Origin of the sequence: Pseudoalteromonas sp. SCSIO 43088, from assembly GCF_023650795.1 — a bacterium.
GTDB classification, from domain to species: domain Bacteria; phylum Pseudomonadota; class Gammaproteobacteria; order Enterobacterales; family Alteromonadaceae; genus Pseudoalteromonas; species Pseudoalteromonas shioyasakiensis.
Genome location: NZ_CP072676.1, coordinates 614,099 through 638,322 on the forward strand (window position 1 = coordinate 614,099; position 24,224 = coordinate 638,322).

General features: G+C 50.8%; 10 protein-coding genes. All 10 read left to right on the forward strand.

What is annotated here, in order from left to right; translation table 11 throughout:
- The first annotated feature begins 1 nt into the window (after position 1).
- The 10 genes from J8Z28_RS20565 (at position 2) to J8Z28_RS20610 (ending at position 24,183) form a co-directional block, all read left to right on the forward strand.
- Entirely contained in the window at positions 2 to 1,816 is a 1,815-nt protein-coding gene (locus J8Z28_RS20565) for a hypothetical protein (protein ID WP_250660508.1), read from the forward strand.
- Positions 1,817 to 1,887: 71 nt separating this feature from the next.
- Entirely contained in the window at positions 1,888 to 8,676 is a 6,789-nt protein-coding gene (locus J8Z28_RS20570) for a hypothetical protein (protein WP_250660509.1), read from the forward strand.
- Between the two features lie 56 nt (positions 8,677 to 8,732).
- Positions 8,733 to 9,110, forward strand: a complete 378-nt coding sequence (locus tag J8Z28_RS20575; RefSeq protein ID WP_250660510.1) for a D-Ala-D-Ala carboxypeptidase family metallohydrolase — start codon at positions 8,733 to 8,735, stop codon at positions 9,108 to 9,110.
- On the forward strand, positions 9,110 to 10,936 hold the full coding sequence (locus tag J8Z28_RS20580) for a hypothetical protein (RefSeq protein ID WP_250660511.1): 1,827 nt from the start codon (positions 9,110 to 9,112) through the stop codon (positions 10,934 to 10,936). Before J8Z28_RS20575 ends, J8Z28_RS20580 begins: the two co-directional genes overlap by 1 nt.
- Positions 10,936 to 12,870 (forward strand): phage tail tip fiber protein, encoded by a 1,935-nt coding sequence (locus J8Z28_RS20585; protein WP_250660512.1) that lies wholly within the window; start codon positions 10,936 to 10,938, stop codon positions 12,868 to 12,870. Before J8Z28_RS20580 ends, J8Z28_RS20585 begins: the two co-directional genes overlap by 1 nt.
- Before the next feature lie 12 nt (positions 12,871 to 12,882).
- Positions 12,883 to 13,260, forward strand: coding sequence for a hypothetical protein (locus J8Z28_RS20590; RefSeq protein WP_250660513.1), 378 nt, complete (start codon positions 12,883 to 12,885; stop codon positions 13,258 to 13,260).
- Positions 13,261 to 13,272: 12 nt separating this feature from the next.
- A complete protein-coding gene (locus tag J8Z28_RS20595) occupies positions 13,273 to 22,272 on the forward strand; it encodes a tail fiber domain-containing protein (RefSeq protein ID WP_250660514.1) in 9,000 nt (2,999 codons plus the stop codon).
- Positions 22,272 to 23,543, forward strand: a complete 1,272-nt coding sequence (locus J8Z28_RS20600; RefSeq protein ID WP_250660515.1) for a hypothetical protein — start codon at positions 22,272 to 22,274, stop codon at positions 23,541 to 23,543. The genes J8Z28_RS20595 and J8Z28_RS20600 overlap by 1 nt, the downstream gene beginning before the upstream one ends.
- An 80-nt stretch (positions 23,544 to 23,623) precedes the next feature.
- Entirely contained in the window at positions 23,624 to 23,980 is a 357-nt protein-coding gene (locus J8Z28_RS20605; RefSeq protein WP_250660516.1) for a hypothetical protein, read from the forward strand.
- Positions 23,980 to 24,183 (forward strand): hypothetical protein, encoded by a 204-nt coding sequence (locus J8Z28_RS20610; RefSeq protein WP_250660517.1) that lies wholly within the window; start codon positions 23,980 to 23,982, stop codon positions 24,181 to 24,183. Before J8Z28_RS20605 ends, J8Z28_RS20610 begins: the two co-directional genes overlap by 1 nt.
- Positions 24,184 to 24,224 lie beyond the last annotated feature (41 nt).

The following is a 24,224-nucleotide window of genomic DNA, read 5'->3' on the forward strand; positions in this document are numbered from 1 at the left end:
TATGGCAGGATATGGTATGCGCGACGGTTCAGCGATCGTTCGCGCTATTGGCGACTATGCCAATTACAGACAACGTCAAGAGCAAATCGAATATGCTCGCGACCAACAAGACTATGAGAACCGCATCAACGAGCGTCGTCTAGCGATGGACGAGCACAGACAAAATGCTCGACTCTCAATGCAGATGGACGAAGCGGAATACCGTAACTCAGAACGCCAGCGAATTGCAGACGAGCGAGCGGCAGGCTTAAAAGCACGCGAAAACTATCGTGATGTAATGATGGCGGAGCTTAACGCCAGCGAACAAAAGGCCTTCGCAGCAATTGGTGGAGGCGCGTCAGGCCAAGGCCAAGGCGTTGAAGTTATCGACGATGGCGATGACATTATCCTCGGCGTGAAGAAAGGCGAAGGCCGTGTCGATCCGTTCACTAAGAACCCACACGACCAGAACTCGCCACCGTTCCGCATCCCTAAAGCGAGTGTCGGTGAGGCTAGACAGCACGCAGCCCGTAGCGCTGAGATAGCAGAGGCCAACGGCGCAACACCTGAAGAAACGGCGGCTTATATCCGCGCAGGCTTCACAGTGGGCGATGATGGCAAAGCACGACCAGCGAGCGAGAGTGAGTTCATGGCTAACCTTAAGGAACAAGGCCTGATCAAAGCTATTAGCGGCGAGAATGTCGTTCCAGCAAAGAAGGCTGAACCTAAGCCGCAAGCCCAGACTGAAGATGAAGGCTTCGGTGGTCTTGGTGAAATCTACGATAACACCCAGAAAGCGCGTAAGGTCGTCGGTGATCTGTTTTCGCAGGCTGTTAAATGGGAAGCTAACAACGTCAAGAAAGGTGCTACTTGGTTATGGCTTGGCGACAAAGGACTTGCTGCCCTGAACAAGAAGGACGAGCTTAAGGTTAAACCGACGACTAAGGTTTCAACACCTGAAGGCATTGAAGACCTGAAAGCAACCAGAACGCGTCTAGAGCAGGAAGGTGGCGCATTGCCTAAGCCTTCGCAGAAAACACGCGAGATTGCCGCTCAGCCGTCAGCTGAGGCACAAACGCAGATGATTTACGGCTCGTTTAAGCGAGACAGAGAGCGTGCCGCAGCCGTTGGTGAATTGTACGTCACAGGCCAAATCAGTGAGCAGCAGATGACAAACTTCATGGAAACGGGTGACATGAGCACTAGCAGCTACGACATGCTGAAGCATCGAGTGCAAATGGCTGGTGTGGCGAACCGAAGCAAGGCCGCCTTACTGAAGGAGCAGCAAGCGTTTCTGAAGTCGCAGAAGGACTATATTGAAGCAGTTAGCAAGGCTAAGAAAGACGAAGTGAAGCTTGTGGCTGACGTGACCAAATACCTTCAAGGTGAGGCGGCTAACATAGCTGACCAGTTCGCGGCGGAGTTCGGCATGAAAGGCCAAGAAGCGGCGGGTCTACGAGGTCGAGCTAAGGCACTTGCGACCGGTGTTGTTGGGTCTGGCAAGTTTGGGCTCAATAACATGGGAAGGCAGGAGTTCGGTGCGATGTTCAATGAGGGTCTTCGCGCGTTCTTCAAGCACAACGGACGTGATGGCGACCTAAGCGCTGAGACTGTGTTACCGTATATGACTTCGGCGCTGGGCAAGTATAAACCAGCAGCGGCACAGACCATCTTACGTGCAAGCTCTAACGCTGAAATCCCTATCGCTCAAGTTCGTAAGAACTACTCAGACAGGCTAAACCAGTTCATGACTGAGGTTGAGAAGAATGGCGGCACTTGGAGTGATGCGCAACAAGAGCTGTTCGACTCGGACTTTACGGCTGGCTACATTAAATAGTAATACTGTTAATGTATATAATCAGTAACAATGATAAAATCCCTAGCTCTTACGACTAGGGATTTTTATTTATGAACGACAATGAATTGCTCTCGGCACTACTGTCAGCAGGCGGTAATGAAGAAGAGGGGCAACCAGACAAACGCTCAGTAGAGCTACGCGACGGCGATAGCGGGGATATTGGCGAGGCAAAAGATGCCCGTGCCGATGGGTTCAATACTGACGAAAAGTACCATGATGGCAGAGTGGACGCGCACCCTAACGCCCAAGACGCTCAAAACTTAGTTCAAGGTGTTATGGACGATGGTGGCTACGTTGAGCCTACAGGCCAAAGCGGGCACTACGGTCGTAACATCTCAAAGTTTCGCGACAAACACGGACGCGATATTGCGCATGATATGGTGGCTTCGGGCGCAGCTATGCCTACAAGTGATCCAGAATCAATGCAAGCGCACATGACGGGTATCAGCCGTCGAGCGTTAGGCTATGGCGGTTCTACGAATGAAGAAATGAACGCTGTAGGCGACAAGATTCGCGCCAGTGCCGATGACTTCACACCTTGGGAAAACGGTGATTTCCAGTTCGATGTCAAAGACCGTCGCACCCTGTTTGAACGTGCGTTCGACCGTGGAACAGACGAGACAAAGGCGGCATTGGGTGGCGCACTCAACTACATCGGTGAAGCACTTGGCAACGAAGAATGGCAGAAGGAAGGCGAGCTAATCGCGTTCAATCATGGTATTTCAGCTAGAGCCAACAAGCGTCGGTTCGAGTCATACGAGAAGGTTGAGGGCTTCGAACAGGCTTTAGACTTTGTTGTCGAAACGTTAGGTGAAGCCGCCCCTGGTCTAATCGTAGATGCGATCGCAACGGCGGGTACTGTAGCGGCTGGTGCTGCGACTGGTGGTTCTGGTGCAGTGGTTGGTGCTTCAGCTATGGCTGCTATGCGTGCTACAGCAGGCCGTGCGTTACTCAAGGGCGCGAAAGCTGGCCTATACGCTGGTCCCGCATTGTCTGGTTTCGCTCAATCTGCGGGTTCAATGGAAAACAGGCTAGACGAGAGCGGCAACGAAGACCACTCGGACGCAACACTCGGCGCTGGCCTTGTAGGTGCAGCGGCAAACGCTTTACCGTTCCTTGCTGTCCTAGGCCGTTCAATGAAAGCGTCAGGCGTATCAGATGCAGCCCTTAAACCTGTCATGGACACATTCGCCAAGCCGTCAGTAATGAAGCGCTTAAAGGACGTTGGTATCACGACACAGGTCGGTGCATTGGCTGAAGGTTCTACCGAGGTTGCACAGACAGTCATCAATGAGATTATCGCGACAGAAATGGGCGGTGATGATTGGAGTCTTGAAACGAAAGACGCTGTCGAGTCGGGCATCCGAGCTGTTATCGGCGGTGGCGTAATTGGTGGCGCAGCTTCAGCAACCGGTAACACTATCGGCTTCATGCGTGAATACAACAAAGCAGCACAGGACGCAGATGCGGAAGGCCAGAAGATTGACGCTGAAGGCTGGAAAGCAGACGAGGAAGTCGAAGAAGAGCAGCTGTTCCGCGCTAACGGTGATGAATATGAGCCTGTGCAACTGGGCGAAGGCATAGACAAGAGCATTGACCGTGCAGCCCGTGCAACGTTCAGCAAGAAGTCTAAAGCAGGTACACCTAAGACGTTCAAAGAAACTGATAGCATGGAAGTAGCAGGCCAAGGCCAGTTTGACGCCATGACAGCTAAAGACGTGCCGAACCTACCAAGCGCTCGATACAACGAACTCAAGGCCAAGCTTGAGCCTAACGGCAAGCCAGTGGACATTGGCACTGTGGGTAAACTGATAGACCAAGGCGAGCTGACTAACGAAGAACTTGCCAGCTATGCCGCAGATTCGCACTACGGTCGCAAAACCCCAGTGAGCGGCGGCTACGATTCAGCGAAAGGCGAGGAAGCACTACGCTTTACATTCAATCGTGTCATTGACCTGTCACGCGAAGGCCGTATCAAGATGACTGATGCACAGCGAGATAAGCTACAGGCCGCAGAGGATGAAGGCACTGACACAGCGATCCGTAATGCGCTAGCTTCTGTTAGCCCACGCCTGACAGACATTGTCTATCGCCATGCTAACTCGTTCGACGGTCGTGCGATGTTCCGTGACTATGCGAAGATTAAAAGCGACAGGTTTAAGACCCAAGAACGCATGAAGCGAGAAGCTGACCCTAAGCCGCAGCCAGAAAAGGTTAAGCAAGAACCGACAGTTCCTGAAGGTGATGCGCCAGTGCAAAAGCCTAAGCCTGTCCGCGACGATGCGCCTAATTGGATGAAGGAAGGCCGAGAGCCAACCAAAGAAGAGCTCGCGGAAGGTATGGCAAGTCTTCAGAAAGCGGATAAAGCACTAGGCCTGACGGTCAAGACCATCATTGCTAAAGAGGGTAAGAAAAGCCCTAAAGCGAAAGCTGTGTTCCAAGCAGCCGTCGCCAAAGACCGCAAAGCGCTTGCGCCAATCGCCAAGCAGTATGAGTTCGAAGGTGTTGGCAACTTTGAGGCGGACAGACGCGCGTTGGTCGCCAAGATTAGCAACACGCAGCACACACCGGACGGCAAGCCAAACATTGAAGACAAAGAAGGCGTCAAGTCACTGGCTAAGCAGGTGTTAGGTGAGAAGCCTAAGAAGTCTAAGCGCCCAACAACGATGGACGGCAAGCTCGATTACATCAAGAGCCAGCTCGGTACACGCAACGGTTCTGATGGTCAGGTAGGCCAGCTAATCAAAGGCCGTGAGGACTACGAGAAGGCTAAGACCCGAAAAGACCTGTTTAACCCAGCCGACCTGTCAGCAGCGCACAAGCAGGCAATTGCCAACAAAGCCATGTACGAGAAGCAAGGCAACAAGGCCGTTGTCAAAGCGATTGAAGACCTAGAAGATAAAATCTACCACTATGAGCTACTGAAGTCGTACCCTAAAGCTGTAGACCAGTTGTTTAATGAGGTCGAGAACGAGGCTATTTCACGCGAGAGAGGCTTCAAAGATGATTTACGACATGAGGGCGCAGAAGTTGACGAAAACGGCTCAGAGCGCAGCATAGGCGATACGCAGAGCACTACTGATGCACCACCGTCTAACCGTGAGATTGCGGCTAACTACACTAAACGAACGGAGCAGCTAGAACATGCGTTCCACTCGCTTCGACGTATCAAAGGCATTGATGGTAAAAAGCTTGCTGACTTCGCACGTGAGCTGGTCAAGCCGAACGAAGTAGAGCTGTCAACAGGCATCAAACTTAAGCGTGGCAGAGCGACCAATAGCAAGGCTGAGAAGCTTAAAGGACAAGAGTATGGCCTAGGCCTAACAGGTGGTATTGCGGGTGCTGATGCGCCGAAGAAGGCCTTTACGCAAGGCACTGAAGAGAAGCAAGACGGTGTGCGCCACTTGAACGCTCGTACTGTTAAGCGTATTCGTGACCTGTTCGACGAAGGTGATCACGATAAGATTCAAGAGTACCTAACGTCTATCAATGTCCTGAAGCCTGACTTTGTAGGCGATTTCGGCGTAGAGCTTAGCCCTGAAGACCGCTTGCACCGCATCGTTAAGTCTTCGTTCGGTAACATGAAACGAGTACGTGAAGTTACGCCAAAGAACCGCAGCACAAAAGGCCTAGTAGTCCGTGATAATGACTCAGGTAAGCGCTACATGGTGGACATGGATGCAGTGACGCGTTGGGCATTGCGTGAGAACGATACAGACTTCGACGGTCAAAATGCCGGTGACGAGTTTATCGCAGAGCTTGGTTCGTCTGTGTTGTCTGGTATCTCGGCACTGCAATCACTTAAGCTAGATGATGGTGTGTCGCCAGCTTACAGCTTCGATGTAAACACCATCGGCGATGATGTCGTTGTGTACCGCATGGCAGGCGACAAGCGTGCTTCAGTGACACTTGGCTCAGTTCGCAGCAGTATCTACCAGAAAGGCCGCAAACGTAAGGCCAGCAAGTCGAAGGGCGACCCTAAGCTGACTGATGTAGCTGACGGTGATTTAGGTAATGTTTACCGTGATGACTTAACGTTGTCAGAGTACAAAGACTATGTAGAAGAAGCGCTGCAAAACGGTAAGTTAACCGAGGAACAGGCTGACGGCCTACTGGCTGAAGCCGAGTTTTCAGCGTTCGACCGTGAGTTTGAACAAGCAGCGAAGGACGGTGGCGAGCTTACTATCCGAGAGACCCGTGTAGAAGACGAGTTTGCAAACCGAGAAGACTTCGGCCTAGGTAGTCGTGATGCACTCCATAAGGTGAATAAAGAGAAAGCGGCGCAGAAGAAGCGTGTCTCAGCGGCATTTGACAAAGACGTGGCAGCAGCGGAACGTGCCCTCGAAGAACTCAAGGCACACGACCCAAGCAGAGCCGCAACGAAGAAAGCCACGTTCGTCAATGAGGCAAAGGCTAGACTTAGTGATGCTAAAAAAGCCATGAGCAAGGCGCTTGTAGGGCAAATCAGACAGGGCGACATCGCAGGCCTATCGAAGAACGAAGCAAATGCTAAGCTGGTCAAGCTACATAAGCTTAGAACTGCGGGTAAAGGCAGCAAGAAGGTAAGCCCCGAAGAGCGCGAAACGATGACGCAGCTTAAGCAGCGAGAGGTAGTCATTGACGGCTACGGCGAGCTTGAGTTGAGAGCTATTGTTGAGAACGGAGGCGAGAAGGGCTTTACTACAACTGAAATGCGTAACGCGATGGGCGACCTAGACAACGCACCACACGACCTACTTATGGCTGTAGCCCGCGCAGATAAGAAACGCAGTAATGTGCTTTTCGACTCTAAGCCTGACGTGTACCAAGAGCTGAAGGCCTCTAAACACCAGCTTGAAAGAGCTAAGAAAATCGAAGCTAATGTCGGCGAAGACTCAGCGCGAATCAAAGCGGCGAAAGAAGCCCATGCTGCAAAGATTGAGGCCGCAGAGCGTGACCTAGAAGCGCTAAAGAAAGCGCAGAAAGGCATACTCAAACAGGCCGAAGGTACGGACATGAGCAAAGGCCGTAAGATTCAGCTCGAACGTAAGGTGGTCAAAGTCATGAAGCGCCGCCGTGGTGCTGTACGCGAGCCGTTCTACCGTCTACTTGAAATGACCAAGACACGACTTAAGCGAATCCACCCAGAGGCCGCTGCCCGTTCGGATGATTACACAGCGATTCGTCGTAACGATACTGAGTATTTTGCGTCACGTATCGGCAAGGATATTGGTGATTCAGCCTTCATCCAGCAAGGCTATGAAGACAGTATCAATGGCGTGAAGAGCGACGCAAGCAAGAAGTACGAAGCGTTCTTGGCTAACTTGTCGCAGCATGTACGTAAATCTGATCCAAACTTTGAACCTGTAATCGCTAAGGTGCATTTAGACTTGCACAAAGTTGAGCGCAACCGTGAAGGTTTCCTGTCTATCCTACGTGAAGGCAAGGTGAAGAACCCAGAGCAGATGCTTGAGTCTATCCTAGAAGGCAACGGCTACCCAGAGTTCGCTATCAGGCCAGAGCTTACTAGTCCACCACGCGGCGGACGCAGAGTGCTCGACAGCATGTACGAACAGTTGAAGGCTGGCGGCTTCGCAGATACAGACGCGCCACGTCATTTGATCCGACTTGTAAATGCGTCAATGAGCTGGGCTGCATGGAACGCAACGCATGGCGGCAAGGTCAACGGTAAGTGGGACAGCAATGCCGAGTTCAAACGAATGGAAAGCGAAGTTCACCCGACGAACAGACAGTCGTACACGAAGCTATACCAAGGCGTTACAGGCCGCTTGGGTATCAACATGTCACCTAGGATGCGTACTTTCAACTCGGCAATGTTAGCCCTTCAGTCTGCGACAGTGCTGATGTTCTCAGGCATTGCGAGTATTCCAGAGGTCGCCGCTGTCTACGCCCGTATGCGCGGTGAGACAGACGGTATGCTGGGCGATGCGCGTGCGATCATGTCAATGTCAGGCCGAAGAGAAATGGTCAGAGTTGCCCGCGACTTCGACATAATCACTGACGATGTTATCGAGCACTCATTGCAAGAAATGTATAACATGAATGATATGACGATGGGGCGTGTATCGCAGAAGATTCAGGCGACCATGTTCAAGTACAACGGTCAGAACTACGTGACCAAGATGACGCGAGCTTTAGCAACTAAAGCGGCGGAGCGCTACCTTGTTCGTGCTGTAGAAGATGGTGACAATGTGAAGCTGGCAGAACTAGGCGTTGAAGCGCACCACGTTCTACAGTTCAATAATAACCGTGACTTAGACAGCATTGCAGGCCGTAAGTACCGCGACGCAGTACACAAGTTCGTTAACGAAGCAGTGACGAACCCACGTTCTACGCAGCTACCGTTGATCGCGAATGATCCAAGGTTCTTACTTGTGACTACGCTTAAAAAGTTCTTCTACGGTTTCTACGACAATGTGCATAAAGGGCTGGTCAAGGACTTCAACACCAAGCGTGCTAATGGCGAGAACCCGTTGAAGACTATCGCCATCACTGCGGCTGTAGCTCTACCAATGGCGCTAATGGCTGAAGTCATCCGTGAGCATATCAAGTACCCACTAGGCCGTCCCGAATGGCAGGGCGAACGAGATATTGCCGACTGGGTTGGTAGTACGCTGATGGCTACGGGTGGAGCGGGGCCAGTTGCGATAGCTGAGTCTATATACCGTGGCACGTCGTATGGCAATCACCCACTGGTTGCAGCAGCAGGACCTATTGCTCAACTGGCGGTGGACGTCGCAATGCTTGAGGCGAACCCTAGTCGATTCGTACCAGTTGCCAACCAACATCCGTTCTTCCGTGAGCTGGTAGACGACAACGTCAAAAATTTGATTAAATAAAACAGTGTTACTGTTATAATGCCCTATAAGTAATAACAATAAGAATAGGGCATTACATGACAGAACCTAGCACTAAGGATTTTAAGGCGGTCGAACTTCGTTGCAAATGCGCCGAATGTGACCGCCAAGTTCCAAATGAGTGTGACCCGTATGCGCTGCGTATGCTGCAAACCTTACGTACGCGTGTCGGTGTCCCTCTGATCCTAAACAGCGCCTACCGCTGTGCAAACCATCCAGACGAAGCAAAAAAGGAAAGACCAGGGACGCACCATAAGGGTGTGGCTTTTGATATTCGTGTTCCATATGGCAGATTGCGCATGCGTATCATCGAAGAAGCTCTAAAGCTTGGCGCTAAAGGCTTCGGCTTCGGTAAGACGTTCTTGCACATTGACTTCCGTATGCAGAACGAAGCTACGAGCTGGGACTACAACTAATGAATATCCAGTTCACAGGCTTCCTAGGCACAGCCCCAAAGTACGACGATGAACAAGTACCAGATGGCTACGCTGTACTGTCACACAACACTAAGTCAGAACGTGGCATCCTTGAGCCTTGGTCACTTCCGTCATCGCTTGGCGCAACAGGCCGTGCTGATACGCAGTCAATGTTCAAGTACAACAATAAGTGGTTTAGCTGGGCTGAACCGACTTACGCTGTCCGTGCTCCATTGAAGAACGACGCCTATGACTACGTTGTTATCGCAGGCCACGGCAAAGACCCACAGGTCGCGTACAACCTGAACGCGGAGTCTGGGGCTGGTCCATATCCTTCGGTAGCTTACCCTCTGAATGTCCCTAAGCCACCTGACTTCGTATCAATCGAAACAGCAGTTGCGGAATATTGGCACCAAGAACCTACGCCGCAGTATGACGGCTCGGAGAAGGTTGAACCTATCGACGGTCAGAGCGCGGCTACTGAAGACCTAAACGGTGACGGCATAATCGGCATCATGCCTTATATTGAACCTGAAGACGTTGAATACGATGTAACAGAAGTTGCTTACGCGTACTGCTACGTGGATGCGTGGGGCAGGTTGAGCCAGCTATCTAACCCGACAGACCTAGTCGAGATTAAGGAATACCAGTACACAAACACTACGGCTGTGACGCTCACGTTCCCAGAGCTCGCAGAGGGTGTAATGGCGACCGACCCACTTCGCAATACCGACGGCAAGATTCGTATATTCCGTACCAATACAGCAGCCAGTGGTACAGGTGAATACCAGTTCGTGGCTGAAATTGGCATTAACGAAAAAACGTACGTTGATACGACATACAGTGGCGACTTGCTTGATTCACCACTCAATGAAGACTGGACAGGCGCACCAGACACAAACACTGAGTTGTACCCAAGCGGTTCGATGAAGAAAGTTGCAATAATGGGCGCGGATATTCTGGTAGGCCACAACAAGCGCTTACTGTGTTTTGCCGAACCTGAAGCCTTTTACGCTTGGCCTGTTAAGTATTACAAAGTGTTCCAAGAAGACATTGTGACCATCCAACCAGCGGGAGCGAACCTAGTTGTCCTAACGACAGGCGTGCCGTATGTGGTTCAAGGTGTTCACCCAGACTCGATGGACACAACACGCTTATCTGATCCAGTTCCTTGCTCAAGTGAGCATGGTGTCACTGAGGTAGCGGGCGCTGTGTATTTCACAAGTGATACAGGCCTACACCGCATTGATGACTATTCGATCTCAAATGTAAGCGAAGGTTTCCTATCGAATAAACAATGGCGTGACTTAGAACCGTCAACGTTGAAGCTGTCCAACTACGACAACAAGGTGTTTGTGCATAGTCCAGCGACTCGCAAGACATTGGTGTTTGACGCGTTAGACAGAAACGCAGGGGTTCGCACACTAGATTTAAACGCGTCTTGCTTCGTGCAGCTTGAGTCAACTAATGACTTGGCGTACGTCGATGTAGACACACAAGAGCTAATGCAGTTCGACTCGTCGGATGATGCGTGGCTTCAGGCCAATTGGCAATCGAAGACATACCTGTTCAATGACCCTGTAGCGTTCAACATCGCAAAGGTACGCGCTAACCGCTACCCAGTGAGCGTGACGGTGGCCTATGACCATGCGCTGTCAGGCGAAGAGAAGACATACACCAAGCTAGTCGATAGCCCTATGTTCTTCTATCTGCCGTTCAATGCCCGTGCTCACAGATGGCGAGTGAAGGTTGACTCTATCAGCCAAGCAGCACCGCTTGAAGTTCGTGACGTGCAGTTAGCTCAATCACCAGAGGAATTTATCTAATGGCAAAAACAGCGTTGCCACCAGTACCGAAAGACGTACCGCGTTCGGTCTCGCATTTCTTAACGGCTTTGCGTGAGACTGTTCAGGTGCAGTCGGGCATGGGGCGCGGCAACCACTTAGACAGGGCTGTTACATTCCGTGACCTAAAGGTCGGTACTGGCACAACGGACTTGCGCAGGCTCGCTGTAAATTCGTCGGCTGAAGGTGACAAAGGCGGTTTTGGTGATCCAATTCCGCCACAGCCTACAGGCCTAGACGTGTACGCGATGTTCACTGCGGTAGGTCTCAAATGGGATAGGCCAGCGGGCGACTGGTACGCATTGACTGAGGTGTTCCGTGTGGACATCACTGAGACACCAGATGCGACCCCGACATTCGCTGAAGCGTTGTTCGTCGGCTCGTCAACTAGCGGGTTCTACTCAGATTCGGTCAATGGTTCGAGTACCTATGTATATTGGATCAGACACTTAAACCGTGACTATCAAGCGGGTGCGCCGAGCAATGCGAACGGTGTGCGCGTGACGACTAAAGACAATCCAGAGCAAGTGCTTGAGGACTACAGCGAGCAAGTGTTCAACGGCGAAAACTACGATTGGCTACAGTCAGAGCTTGGCGCTATTGACGCGTTGAACCGTGCGCTTCAGGGCAACGGCTTCGGCGACACTAGCCTATCTAAGCTACTCAGCGAAAACAGCTCGGTTAGTGACCTTCTTGCAGACCAAGCCATGAGTGACGCTATCTCGAAGCACACGCAAGGCGAGACAATCCAAAAGCAGTTTGCGAAGAACTACGCACGGCTGGCAGGCGGAATACATGCAGCGGTCAATGCTGATGAAGCCTACGTCATGCGTATTCAGAACCTTGAGGCTCGATGGGAAAACGACCTAGGCGACGTTATCAACTCTAAAATCGAAGAGTTTGAGACTGTCCTTACGAACCAAGAGGGCGCACTTGCTCAAGCGATTAGAGACTTCCGTGTGGATTACAACGGACAGTCGGCGAGTTTACAGCAGTTAGCCTCGGCCTCTGCTTCCGCTAGTTCAGGTTATCAAGCTCAATGGGGCGTGAAGACCAACGTGCAAGACCTACAGGGCGGTGTTGGCTTCTTCAATGACGGTACTGAAACAAGCTTTGTTGTCGATGCACAGACGTTCGCTGTCACTGGCGGCAATGACACGGTAGCCCCGTTCATCATTAAAGACGGCAAGACGGTCATTGATGCAGCGGTGATCAACACAGCAGAAATCTTCAGCCTAGTGGCACAGAACGTTACCGCAGAGAAAATCAAGGCGGGCACTAGCTTCAAATCACCAGCCATCGAGGGCGGTAGCATCAAGGGTTCTACGCTGGAGATTGGTACGAACTTCTTGGTCAACAACCAAGGTGTACTAACGGCTAAAAATGCGTTCTTCAGTGGTCAGGTAAACGCAAATGCAGGCCGACTACAGAACGTTGTTATCGACGAGTCGTGCGAGGTCAAAGGTACATTGAAGGCTACGAACGTCGAGGGCGACATTGTTGACCGTGCGGTTGTCGTCGTTAACGAAGAGTACACAGTAGGCGCACTCGAAACTTACACGCTTATCTCGGGGACAATCGAAGCGGGAATCCTTGGCGAAACCAATGATCGTAACCTTGTCGTCAGTGGCATAGCGCTCGACCACCAAGGGGGCGGTGGTTCATCAAGTAACTTCATTGTGACTCTGTACCTAGATGGCGAGGTGAAGCAAGTCTTCAGGTCGAAGAACGTGGGCGAAGAAGGCTCGGTGACAGTGCAGCTCGGCTGTGTGATCCCCAAGGGCAAAGCATCACATTCGTTCTCTGTCCAGCTAAGGCCAGATGTGAACGACAACATTCTAGTTCAACAATCAGCAATCGTTGCTGACATATTCAAATCAGGCAGCACGTTAACAAACGTGAGAGGCCTATACTAACAAGGTGTAAAAATGAGTAAATGGTATAGAACAGGTAAGGTCACATTGACCAAGGGCAGCGACGTTGTAACAGGTGTCGGCACGTACTGGGCATCGGCTGTCAACAAGCCTGTACCGGGTGACATGTTCGCACTGACTAACCGAATTTATGAGGTTGTCGAAGTAGTGAGCGACACCGAAATTAAAATAGACGAAGCGTATGACTTAGCTACTAAAGTTAACGCGAAATATGGTATTATGCGCAGCGTGTCTGCAACCACAAATACTCGCCTAGCAGCACAGGTGAGTGACACATTAGAGAAACTAGGTAATCGCGTTACTGTCTCGACTACTGCCCCAAGTGCAGGCCAAGGTCGTGATGGTGACATTTGGATTGTCGCAGATTCCTAATGGTAAAACCGCATGTCGGCTATAAAAATTAACGGGACTTGGCAACGAGTCTCGGCTATCAAAGTAAAGAAAGGCGGCGCATGGGTAGACCATAGCGCCGTTTACGCTAAGTTAGAAGGTGCATGGCACTTAATCGACTTAGGCGCAGTCCCACTTGGACCAGCTTATCACGTATGGAAAGCATACGCTGATGACGCGCAGGGAACAGGCATTAGCCTTGACCCAACCAACAAAGAATACATTGGCTTCAGCACAGGCCAACGCACCGAACAGCCTGACTTGTCAGACCCTTCAATCTTCGATTGGTCACTAATCAAAGGTCAAGACGGACAGGACGTAGACGAGACAGTTCTTAACGACATTCTCGACAAGCAGACAGGTTTTGAGAAAGACCTAACTGATGCAGAGTCACGCCTAAAAGCCGCTGATGCAGCGCTCGCCAACGCTAACAAAAATCTATCGCTATCACTGGATGACGTAGACTCACGTCTTGCCAGCCTAAAAACGAACGTAAACCTTGATGTAACCCGTATTGACGAGGCTATCACTCAGGCGAACGGTCGCATCGACACAGTAAACACTGATGTCACAGCATCAATCAGCGCTGTAGATAAACGAGCAACAGACGGCCTAAGCGCTGCGAACGCGTCGATTGACTCAGTTGCTTTAGACTTGGGCGGTGTAAAAGATGATGTTACAGGCCTAGTCACGCTAACGAATGGTCAAGGCTCAAAGATTGCTAACCTTGAGACAGAGAGCGACGAACAGGCGCAGCGCGTGTCTATCCTTGAGACTAGCGACGGCAAAAACAGATCACGCATAGCTTCACTTGAAACAACTACTGGCGCGCACGCTAGTCGTCTATCAAGCTTAGGTGTTTGGAACGGTGAGAACTATTCAGTAATCACGAGCCTTGAACAAGCAGACGCAGACAATGCGCAAAGTATTCGTACGTTAGAAGCACGCGGCGATGAGTCAGAAAGCCGTATCACAACACTTGAAGAAACGGACGCTACGCACGCCACACGCCTTTCTAATGTAGAGACCAAGGCAACCAATGCCCAAAACCGAGTAAGCACGTTAGAATCGACTTCAGCGAAACATGCTTCGCGCCTAACGAACGTAGAAAGCAAGGCCAACAACACAGCAAGCAAGGTTACAACGCTCGAAAAGACTACGGGCACTCACGCTAGTCGTCTTACGAATGTAGAAAGCAAAGCCACCACAGCAGTATCTAAGGCTGATGCAGCACAAGCTGACGCAGACAAGGCCAACACTGATGTATCAACAGTCACGAACCGAGTAACAGGCCTAGAAGAAACTAGCGGCGCTCATGCTTCAAGACTAACGAACGTTGAGACAAAGGCCACTACCGCAGTAAACAAAGCGAACGCAGCCCAAAAGGATGCAGATGCAGCACAAGCTGATGCAGACAAGGCAAATGCAGATGTTTCGACGGTTTCTAACCGGGTGTCAACGCTTGAGAGCACAAGTTCAACACACGCTAACCGTCTAACGAATGTAGAGACACTAGCCAATAGCGCCAACTCTAAGGCGAACAGCAACTCAAACCGTGTTAGCACGCTGGAAAGCACAACGACAGACCAAGCACAGCGTATAACTCAGGTCGAGTCAGTTAACCTTGAGCAGCTTGCGACAGCCAATATCATCGCTGAGTGGTCTGGTTCTACGAGCATTACTAGCAGTATGAAGGAGCTAACGCTCGAATCAGACTACGCAGGGAAGGCAGCGCTTCGCTTACGCCTGAATGATGCAGAGGGCGGTATAGCGTTCAAGCTCAATGGTGTTGAACTACCTAGGCCGAGGGGCGCAGACAGAGCGACACTGTGGTTTGACTACCTCGTTGACATCAAGAAAGGTTCTAACAGCATTGTGTTCTGGCAAGCTAGTCCAGATGGCGGCACGCTAAGTGGTGTTCAGATCCGAGGCGGTGATGTAGGCTCAGCGGTTAAGTCCCTAGAGACAGCCAGCAAAAACCATGCAGGCAGACTAACCACTGTAGAAACCACAGCGCAGAAAGGTGTTGATGATGCATCGCGAGCACAGGGCGACGCGAACACAGCTAATGCCCGTGTTACTACTGTATCGAACCGTGTGACAACGCTCGAAGAAACCAGCGACACTCATGCTTCACGCTTAACGAATGTAGAAACGAAAGCGACTACCGCAGTAAGCAAAGCGAACGCAGCCCAAAAGGACGCAGATGCAGCACAGGCCGATGTGAACTCAGTGACAAACCGAGTTAGCACGCTTGAGTCAACAAGCACGACGCACGCATCTAGGTTGACGAACGTTGAAACGAAAGCTACTTCAGCAGTCAACAAAGCTAATGCAGCGCAGAGCGATGCAGACGCAGCGCAGGCAGACGCGGACACAGCGAACAGCAAGGTCAACTCAGTCACGAACCGTGTTAACACATTGGAATCAACCAGCGCATCACACGCTAGTCGCCTGACCAATGTAGAAACGAAAGCTACCTCAGTGGACAACAAAGTCAATGCTGTTACATCGCGTGTGACAACGCTTGAAGAGAGCGACGCCGACAAAGCATCACGCCTGTCTAGCATCGAGTTCCGCGAGAAGGTTAACGGCAATGATGACGTAAGTCAGTTCGCGTCAATGGCGGCAATGTCACCTCGTTACGCGCTTGGCTACAATGGCAACATTTCCTACGGTGCGTTCGAGGACGATACGACAATCTACTTCGACGGTGTACCACACATCACAGGCCTGTCGAAAGGCGACACAGGTACGATCAATCCGCCTCTAGGCACTTGTGTTGAGTCTAACAAGCCGCTTGCACTAGTAAGTGTTAATGGTTTCCCACTGCCTTCAACGTATTTCGCAAGCCGAGACATTCTGATTGCATCACGTTCTGGTTCTACAGACGGTGAGCGTAGACAGCGTGGTAACTTAATCTCACTCTACGGTGACGCCGAAGTTAAGTTCTCATACCGTGACGGCACGGCAGCAATCGAAACAAAGTCAGGTTCAGATACCATCCAACTTAAAGCGGGTGAGCTAACGGCAATCCAGTTTGAGCGTGGTACTAACGGCGAATACATTTTCGCATCGGCTACTCGTCCAATCATGGGTACTGGTTGTAATGGCGCGGACGCTGACCATTCTGTTTTCATGCCTCTATCACGTGAGCATTTAACTGGTTCGCAAGGTGTTCGAATCATCAAGCAAAACTCGACACCGGTACACAACAACGGGTCGGGCTATTACTACAGTGAAGACCTGTTCGCTGTCTTCGATTTCGGTGACGGTGACGGCTCAGCGAGTGAGACAGGCATCGCTCGAAGCATGGCTGGCGACACGTACTTACTCCCGCATGATGTGCATGACTTGGCAATCACAAGCCCAGAGCCTAACAAGGTTAAAGCGTACAAATTAGACGGTTCGCTCTACAAAGAGTACGAGTTCACAGGCGCTCAAGGCGGTAGACAGGCCGAAGGCACACACAGCGGTAACAGCAGTTCTCCAGTTCTAGTAGCAGGCGGTTTGTTCCTTGTTGGTGAAAAGCCTTTCTCTGTTCGTACGAACATCACTACCGATGAATACGAAGCAGTTGGCTATAACTCAAATCTACGCCCGTCGTTCGAAGCACAGCAAGTTAGCAATACGTCGGCGAATAAAGTAGAAGTTCTTGAAACAGCAAGCGCTAAACATGCGAGCCGTTTGACAAATGTAGAAAGCAAGTCGAACAGCAACACGAATCGCGTTACAACACTTGAAAGCACTAGCAGCAACCACGCAAGCCGCTTAACCAGTGTAGAAAGTAAATCTACGAGCAACACTAACCGCGTCAGCTCTCTTGAAACGACTAGTAACAGCCATGCGAGTAGAATTACGAGCGTAGAATCGCGTTCTAATAGCAACTCAAACCGTGTCGGCACACTTGAAAGCACTAGTAGCTCTCACGCAAGCCGCTTAAGCTCGGTTGAAACTCTTGCTGCTTCAGCCAACGGTAAGGCGAACTCTAACTCGAACCGTGTCTCTTCACTTGAGACCACAACGGGTGATCATGCTTCACGCCTAGAAGAAGTCGAGACAGTTAACCTTGAACAACTGGCTGGCGCTAAGATTCAAAAGTCTTATGTCGGCAACTGGGCATGGACGTCGAACTCAACATTAGCGACAGGCCGTAAGTTCAATCTGCCTTGTGAGTACACAGGCAAAGCAGCCCTTCGCCTTAAACTACGTGATCCTGAAGGTGGTATGCGTTTTGGCATCAACGGTGTTGATTCAGGTAAAAGACCTGTAGTGTCGAAGGACAACGCTATTGAGTGGTTCGAGTACCTTGTAGACGTAAACGAGGGCGACAATGAGCTGTCAATTTGGTGTACTACTACTGACGGCGGTGCAGTCCATGAGATTGAATTACGCGGTGGTGATGTAGGTTCATCGGTTAGCGCCTTAGAGCAAACGGCGGACGGTCACGCTTCACGTTTAAGCAGCGTAGAAACGAAGGCTACTACAGCAGTTAACAAGGCGGACAATGCGCAGGCCGATGCGAACACAGCCAACGCGCGAACAACTACTGTTTCAAACCGTGTATCAACGCTTGAAGAGACTAGCACTTCGCACGCTTCACGTTTAAGCAGCGTAGAAACGAAGGCTACGAACGCTACGAACAAAGCGAATAGCAACACGAACAGAGTGCGCACGCTAGAAAGCACAACGTCTAGCCACGCGTCGCGCCTTAGTTCCGTAGAAAGTAAATCGAACAGCAATACATCGAGAGTGAGCACGCTCGAAACAACCAGCGCAGACCAAGCAAAACGACTAGACCGTGTATCGTTAAGCAGCCCGAACCTTGTAGTCCGTGGCGTGTTTGACGCGAGCCTAGACAGAGGCGGTTGGTCAGCGAGTAAGGTAGTTAGCATTGCAGACGAAGGCCTGCCTGTATTGTCGGGTAGAACACATGTGCTTAAAGTAACAACGCGTGACACCTACGATCACCATGCAGAGTTCCCTGTAGTGGTCGGCGACAAGATTTACATTTCAGCTTGGGTATATACGTTCCACAGTGAAGAAAACCTCAACTTTGGTTTCCGTGGTAGAACCGACAATGTGGATCAGCTGTACTGGCCTTCTGAAGTTCGCGTCAACACACACGAAGACAAGTGGATTTTCGTTGAAGGTGTATTCGAGCATGTTCGTGAAAACATCAATGGCCTAGTCCCATTCATCCAGTTAGCGGGTTCTGGCGTAATGGCACCAGCCTATGTGTCGGATATTGTCTACAGCCGCAGTGCAAATGCTAAGGCGCTTGCTGAAGTAGTGGACGTAGCTAAAGCATATACGGACACCGAGACAGGCGTACTCAAGGCTGAACGTGTAATCAAAGCCGAAGCCAATGGTCGCGTGTCGGGTGTCCACCTACTTGCTGACGGCAGCGGTGCAGAGGCAGGTGGTAAGATGTACTTCCAAGCGGACGAGATTGCTATTGTTCCGCCTAATTGGAATCCAAGCACAGAGCAGGACAAAAAACAGTTCCCGTTCTACTTCTCTGAAGACCGCAAGTTCATGTACCTAGATGAAGCGGTGATCAAAGCATTATCGGCAGAGACAATCGACAGTGGTAACTTAGCCGTTGATGGTATTTCATTGCTTAGCCCAGACCTAACAATGCCAGCGGGTACGATCCAAGACTACATGATTGACCCAGCGTTCAAAGATGGCCTTGTTCGTGTCAACCCAGATGCAGAGATTCTAGGTGGTACTGAGTCGGTCTCGGCTAAAGGTGTCTGGAACAATAAACGCTTTGACCTACCTACGCTTAAATCGGGCGGTAGCGCTCAAGTGCTGACAATCTCTTTCCTCGGCCCGAATGAGAAAGGCCTTAAAGACATTCAGTTCGACGTTACACTGTATCTGAATGGTGTCCCGTTCAACTTCTCAAGTGGCAAGTCAACGCTCCGACTGGCTTCGTCTATAAGCGGCGTAGAAGTAGACGGTGGTGATTTCACTTACACAAGGTACAGCACGTCATTCAAATTCGAAGACCGAATCATCTTGCCAGCCCCGACTTCAGGCGAGAACTACACGTACCACATGGTAATTACGAACCCTGATTTCGCATCAGGCCATGATAACTATGCGTCACGCCTTTCGGTGTCGATGTCGGCTAGTGAACCAACTAAGTCGAGCGGTGGATTCATCACTGACGTACGTTGGGCGGACGTTAAGGAACAGCCATCGCTTGTCGGCCTAAGCACTGCGGGCAGTAGCTCTTACCCATGTTTCAGCTTCGTTAATAACCCAGCTTCGCAAAGCAGTTGGATTCGCACTACGTCGTCAGGCCTATTACCGTACGCTAACAATCACGGCTCGCTCGGCACGTCAAGTTGGAAGTTCAAACAAGTCCACGGTGTCACTATCTATGAAAACGGCACTGCGCTATCGAGCAAGTACCTAGGCAAATCGTCTAAGGCCGTCAACTCTGCTAACTCTGACAAGCTAGGCGGGCTAACTTCAGGCCAATTCATTCGAAGCGATGCGAACGATACATTAAACGGTCATCTTCACATCGTCGGTTCTGGGACAATTGGTGGAAACCACGCTAACGTAAATAAGGGCTATCTTCGTATCTCAGATGGCGGCGCTAACGTTTTGGCGTTCGATGGTAACGAGATCGCGTGCAACAGTAAGCTTGTGGTCACAGCACCTGACATTTCGTTCAACGGCGGCAAGGTTTGGCACGAAGGTAACGACGGTCCGGGTTCAGGTCTGAACGCAGATATGGTTGACGGAAAACACGCATCAGAAGGCAATTCAGCTAACACTGTACCAGTGCGTAACGGTAACGGTGACATTTTCGCACGCCTGTTTCGTTCGCAGTACCAGAACCAGCAGACAATCAGCGGTGGTATTGCGTATCGAGTTAGCCCAACAGATAACTATATCCGATTCTGCAATGACATGAGCGCAGTTCGTAAGTTCGTCAGCGTGTATAGCAAGTCAGAGAGTGACGGTCGATACCACTTAAAGACCAATGCCGACGCACGTTTCTTATTTAAGTCTGAGACAGCGAAGGCTGCTAGACTGGTAGAGTATGTCGGCACTGTCAAATACGGTCGAAGCGGTCTAACAGCAGCTAACGTTTCTGGTGCTGGCGGTAATGGCGCAGACGGGAATACACTAAACAACCCGACAAGTGATTGGTGGTATCACTTAACGCTTAACCATCAAAACAGCGCAGGCTACTACTTCGATATTGCTTGTTCGTTCCATAACAACGATATTCGCTTCAAACGTGTATCGGGGGGTGTCCACTCGTCATGGTACAAGATTTGGACGTCAGCAGACCAAGGCAGCGGCTCAGGCCTCGATGCTGACAAAGTTGATGGCGTACACCTGTCTGGTCTAGCGCGAATTGGCACTACGAGCGTGCCTGACAACTTCCTATATGTGCAGCGTTCGTCGAACGACAATGCAGCGGCTATGTATGTCAACCAGCGAGGCGACGGCGACATCGCACGATTCGTCAAAGGTACAACAACGACCGCTACTGACGGCGACTATGAAGTTGCGATCACATCGGATGCGTGGGTTGACGCTACTGGCGGTTTTAGGACGGTCGGGGCTATCCATGCCACGTCGCCGCTCAACACTAACGTACAAGTGGCACTTCAATGGAGCAAGACTTCTAACGAGCCTAGGCTTCGTGTCGGCGGCAGTGGCACTGGTGCAGATGCAGCGTTCAATATCCAAACTGTAGGTGATGCGAACTTCCTTCGTGTTGATGGCACAAACGCCTTCATTGGTCGCTCTAAGCACAGAGCTTGGCACACAGGTAACGACTCGACGCTTCGCGGCCTTAAACTCACTAACTATAAGAATATTACTGTCGGCGGCGACGCAAACACTTACTACCCTGTGTTGATCACAGGTAGCGCAAAGTTCATGTTCGGTCACTTCTCGATTAACCGAGGATACGGCGACGTTGCGCCTGACACTTGGAACACAGCGTCGCATAAAGGTGGCCTAACGTTCGACTTTTATTGGTCTGGTGATTCTGGCTGGGGTGGCAACGACCATGACCTTCGAGTTATCCAGTTCTCGGAAACATATTCTACGATGGTCGGCGGCATGGTGCTCGCTACAAGCGGTCTGGTCGTTTGGCTTCGTGGCGGTGGCGCTGTCTACAGGATTCACAGTGAAGCGGGCAATCAGCTCGACGTCACTGCCTATATCGGAACGTACACCGCATCGAACGGCTCAAACTTCCCGCCACGGACGAACACAAACAACGTGCGCGGAGAAATTTTCAGTCGTTGGCCTGTAAGGACAGACGGTAAACTTGCCGTCATCAAAGGTTTGTCAGTCGGCCTAGACAACGAAACTGTCATAAACGGCTCTGACACTTGGTATCGCGCGCATAACGACGAAGGCCTCTACTTCGCAACGTATGGCGGCGGTCTGCACATGACAGACAGCACGTGGATTCGAACTTACAACGGTCGTTCGTTCTACTGCTCTTCGAACATCAAAGCCGCGAAGATGATAGTGGACAGTCCGAACAATGAGGCGCACTTCGAGTTAATCCCGTCTAACAACCGCACGGCTAGATTGTTCTACCGTGGATCGGATGCGCACTTCGGCCTCTACATGCAGGACAATAACAACAACTGGGGCACTAGGGTTCGTTGGTCTGGCGATTCCCGCCGTTGGACGTTCTACGACACTGCGTATGCTCCAGATTTCATTGCAACTTCAGACCGACGTGTGAAAAGCAATATTAAGCCTATAGAGAACGCACTAGAAAAAGTGATGAAACTATCAGGCAACACGTACACGCGCGACGACCTAGACGGTGAAAAGTCGGCTGGTGTTATCGCTCAAGAAGTAGAAGAAGTGCTCCCTGAAGTAGTCAAGGAAAACGAAGGCCTTAAGCGTGTCGCACACAATGGCTTGATTGGCCTACTCGTTGAGGCCGTTAAAGAACTAACAGCAAAAGTAAAAGTATTGGAGGCAAGATAGTGGCAGACACCATCAAGATTCAAGCAAGTCGTGATGGGCTGGTTGATGTTCCGGACAACATCAAAGTAGAGAGAGGGACGAAAGTCCTTTTCTCTAGCACCAGCGCAAGCAGCTCAGTAAACATCACAGGCTTTGAGTCAACATACTGGACTAGTACGCGAAATGCCGTGCTTGAGTTAGGCAAGGATGACACGTACCACATCAAATCAAACGCACCGTACGGCAAAAGTACACTACAGGTAAATGACCCCGTAGACGGCTCAAAACACCCGTTTACGGTCGAGGTTGTCCCGTCAATTGACAAGCCAAACCCGTATTACTTAGGCCCGACTATAACTAGTAGCTACTCAGGCCTTAACGCGAATGAATTTGTCATCAGTCAGGTCTACCGTCTGCAAACGGAGTCGTACACAATAGTACACCTGAGAAGTGATGATCCAGAAGTACGCTTCAGGCTCGTTGAGTACGCGTCTAGCCACCATGAAGAAGACTTCTACGGCAACTGGGTTACAGATTTCTTTATGAACTCAACGTTCCGCAGAAATTTCCAGATAGCATTCCGAGCACCAACGGGATCACTAGAGAGCAAAACGTCTACTGTCCGTATAGGTTCAAGAGTCCACACCGTCACACTGAGCACTAGCACCGAGCTTGTGCCCGCAAACCATCATGTAATCAACTTCGGTCATACTTCTGGGGAGCTTAGCCTACTGGACGTTAAGGGTTTCTTCGGCGGTGCGGGTAATCTGCGTGACTACTTCAGAAAAGGGCGAAATGTACCCGACATGCCCGCCAACTCGGGCATTCCGACGTCAGGCAGTATAAGGCTTACGGACTTCCGAGGGGCAGCGACAGCGTTTTTTATAGCTCTACACCCGAGGGACAGAGACACAAGGCTAATGCTCACCCAGTATGGTGATCAAAGTACCGGTGTAGGCTGGAACATTTGGACGGGGGAGGCCGACGACTGGGACTTAGGTTACAGCAAGTTCATCAAGGACAATGCCGAGTTTAGATACACGCTCGACTACAAGTTCCACAGTGGCTACGGCACGACGAACCCCGTTCAAAAGCCAACACTCAGCTCTATTTCGGGTAGCCCTGGTACTTGGTCGAGTGCTAACAAGTCGGTGCATGTCACAGTGTACGGCAGGAAACGTGAAGAGTTCTTTGTCACATGCACAGTCACAATGTACGCTAGGCACAAGGACTTCCCAACAAAAACGCTGTCTACAAGCGCACAGGTAAAAGTTCGTTGCGTCGGCGTGTAACCAATTAACAGTAGCACTACTATTAATTGTAGTAGTGCCGCGTTATAATCTCAGCTCACAATAACAAAAAGGTAGCAGTAATGTTTACAACAGCATTTACAGACCCACAGGGTACAGCGCACGAAGCAGCAGTATTCCAAGTATTACGTTCAGAGTTCAGCGCGAACACTAGCGAGACATTCACGTACAGCGTTGATGAAGGCCACGGGACAACCCCTGCGGACAGCGCGAACTTCTCGTTGAATTACCGCATGGCTTACTGGCCTACACAAGAAGCGAAGGATTCTGGCAGTGCGCCATATATCCTAATCGACCCAGCTACGTACAGCATGGACTTCGCTGACTACACGTTACCAGTTGATGTGTATAAAGGCTTAACGGCAGAGCAGGCCGCAGAAGAACACTGCAAACGCGAAGTAATTAAGGTGGTTGAGTAATGCAGCAAGAAGTCCAACAGTTACAAGCACAAGTAACACAACTAAAAGCACGTGTTCTTGATTCAATGGACGCAACACGACAAGCAAATGAAGCACTGGGCGCTGTAGCTCAAGCGGTTAACTACCAAGGCCAAGACCTTGAAGGCTTAATCGCCGCAGTTAGCGCACTAGCCCCAAAGACGGAGAGCACTGAGAGTGAGTAAATTCGCAGCGTTCCTTCTTACTCGTTTCATGACGACTAAGT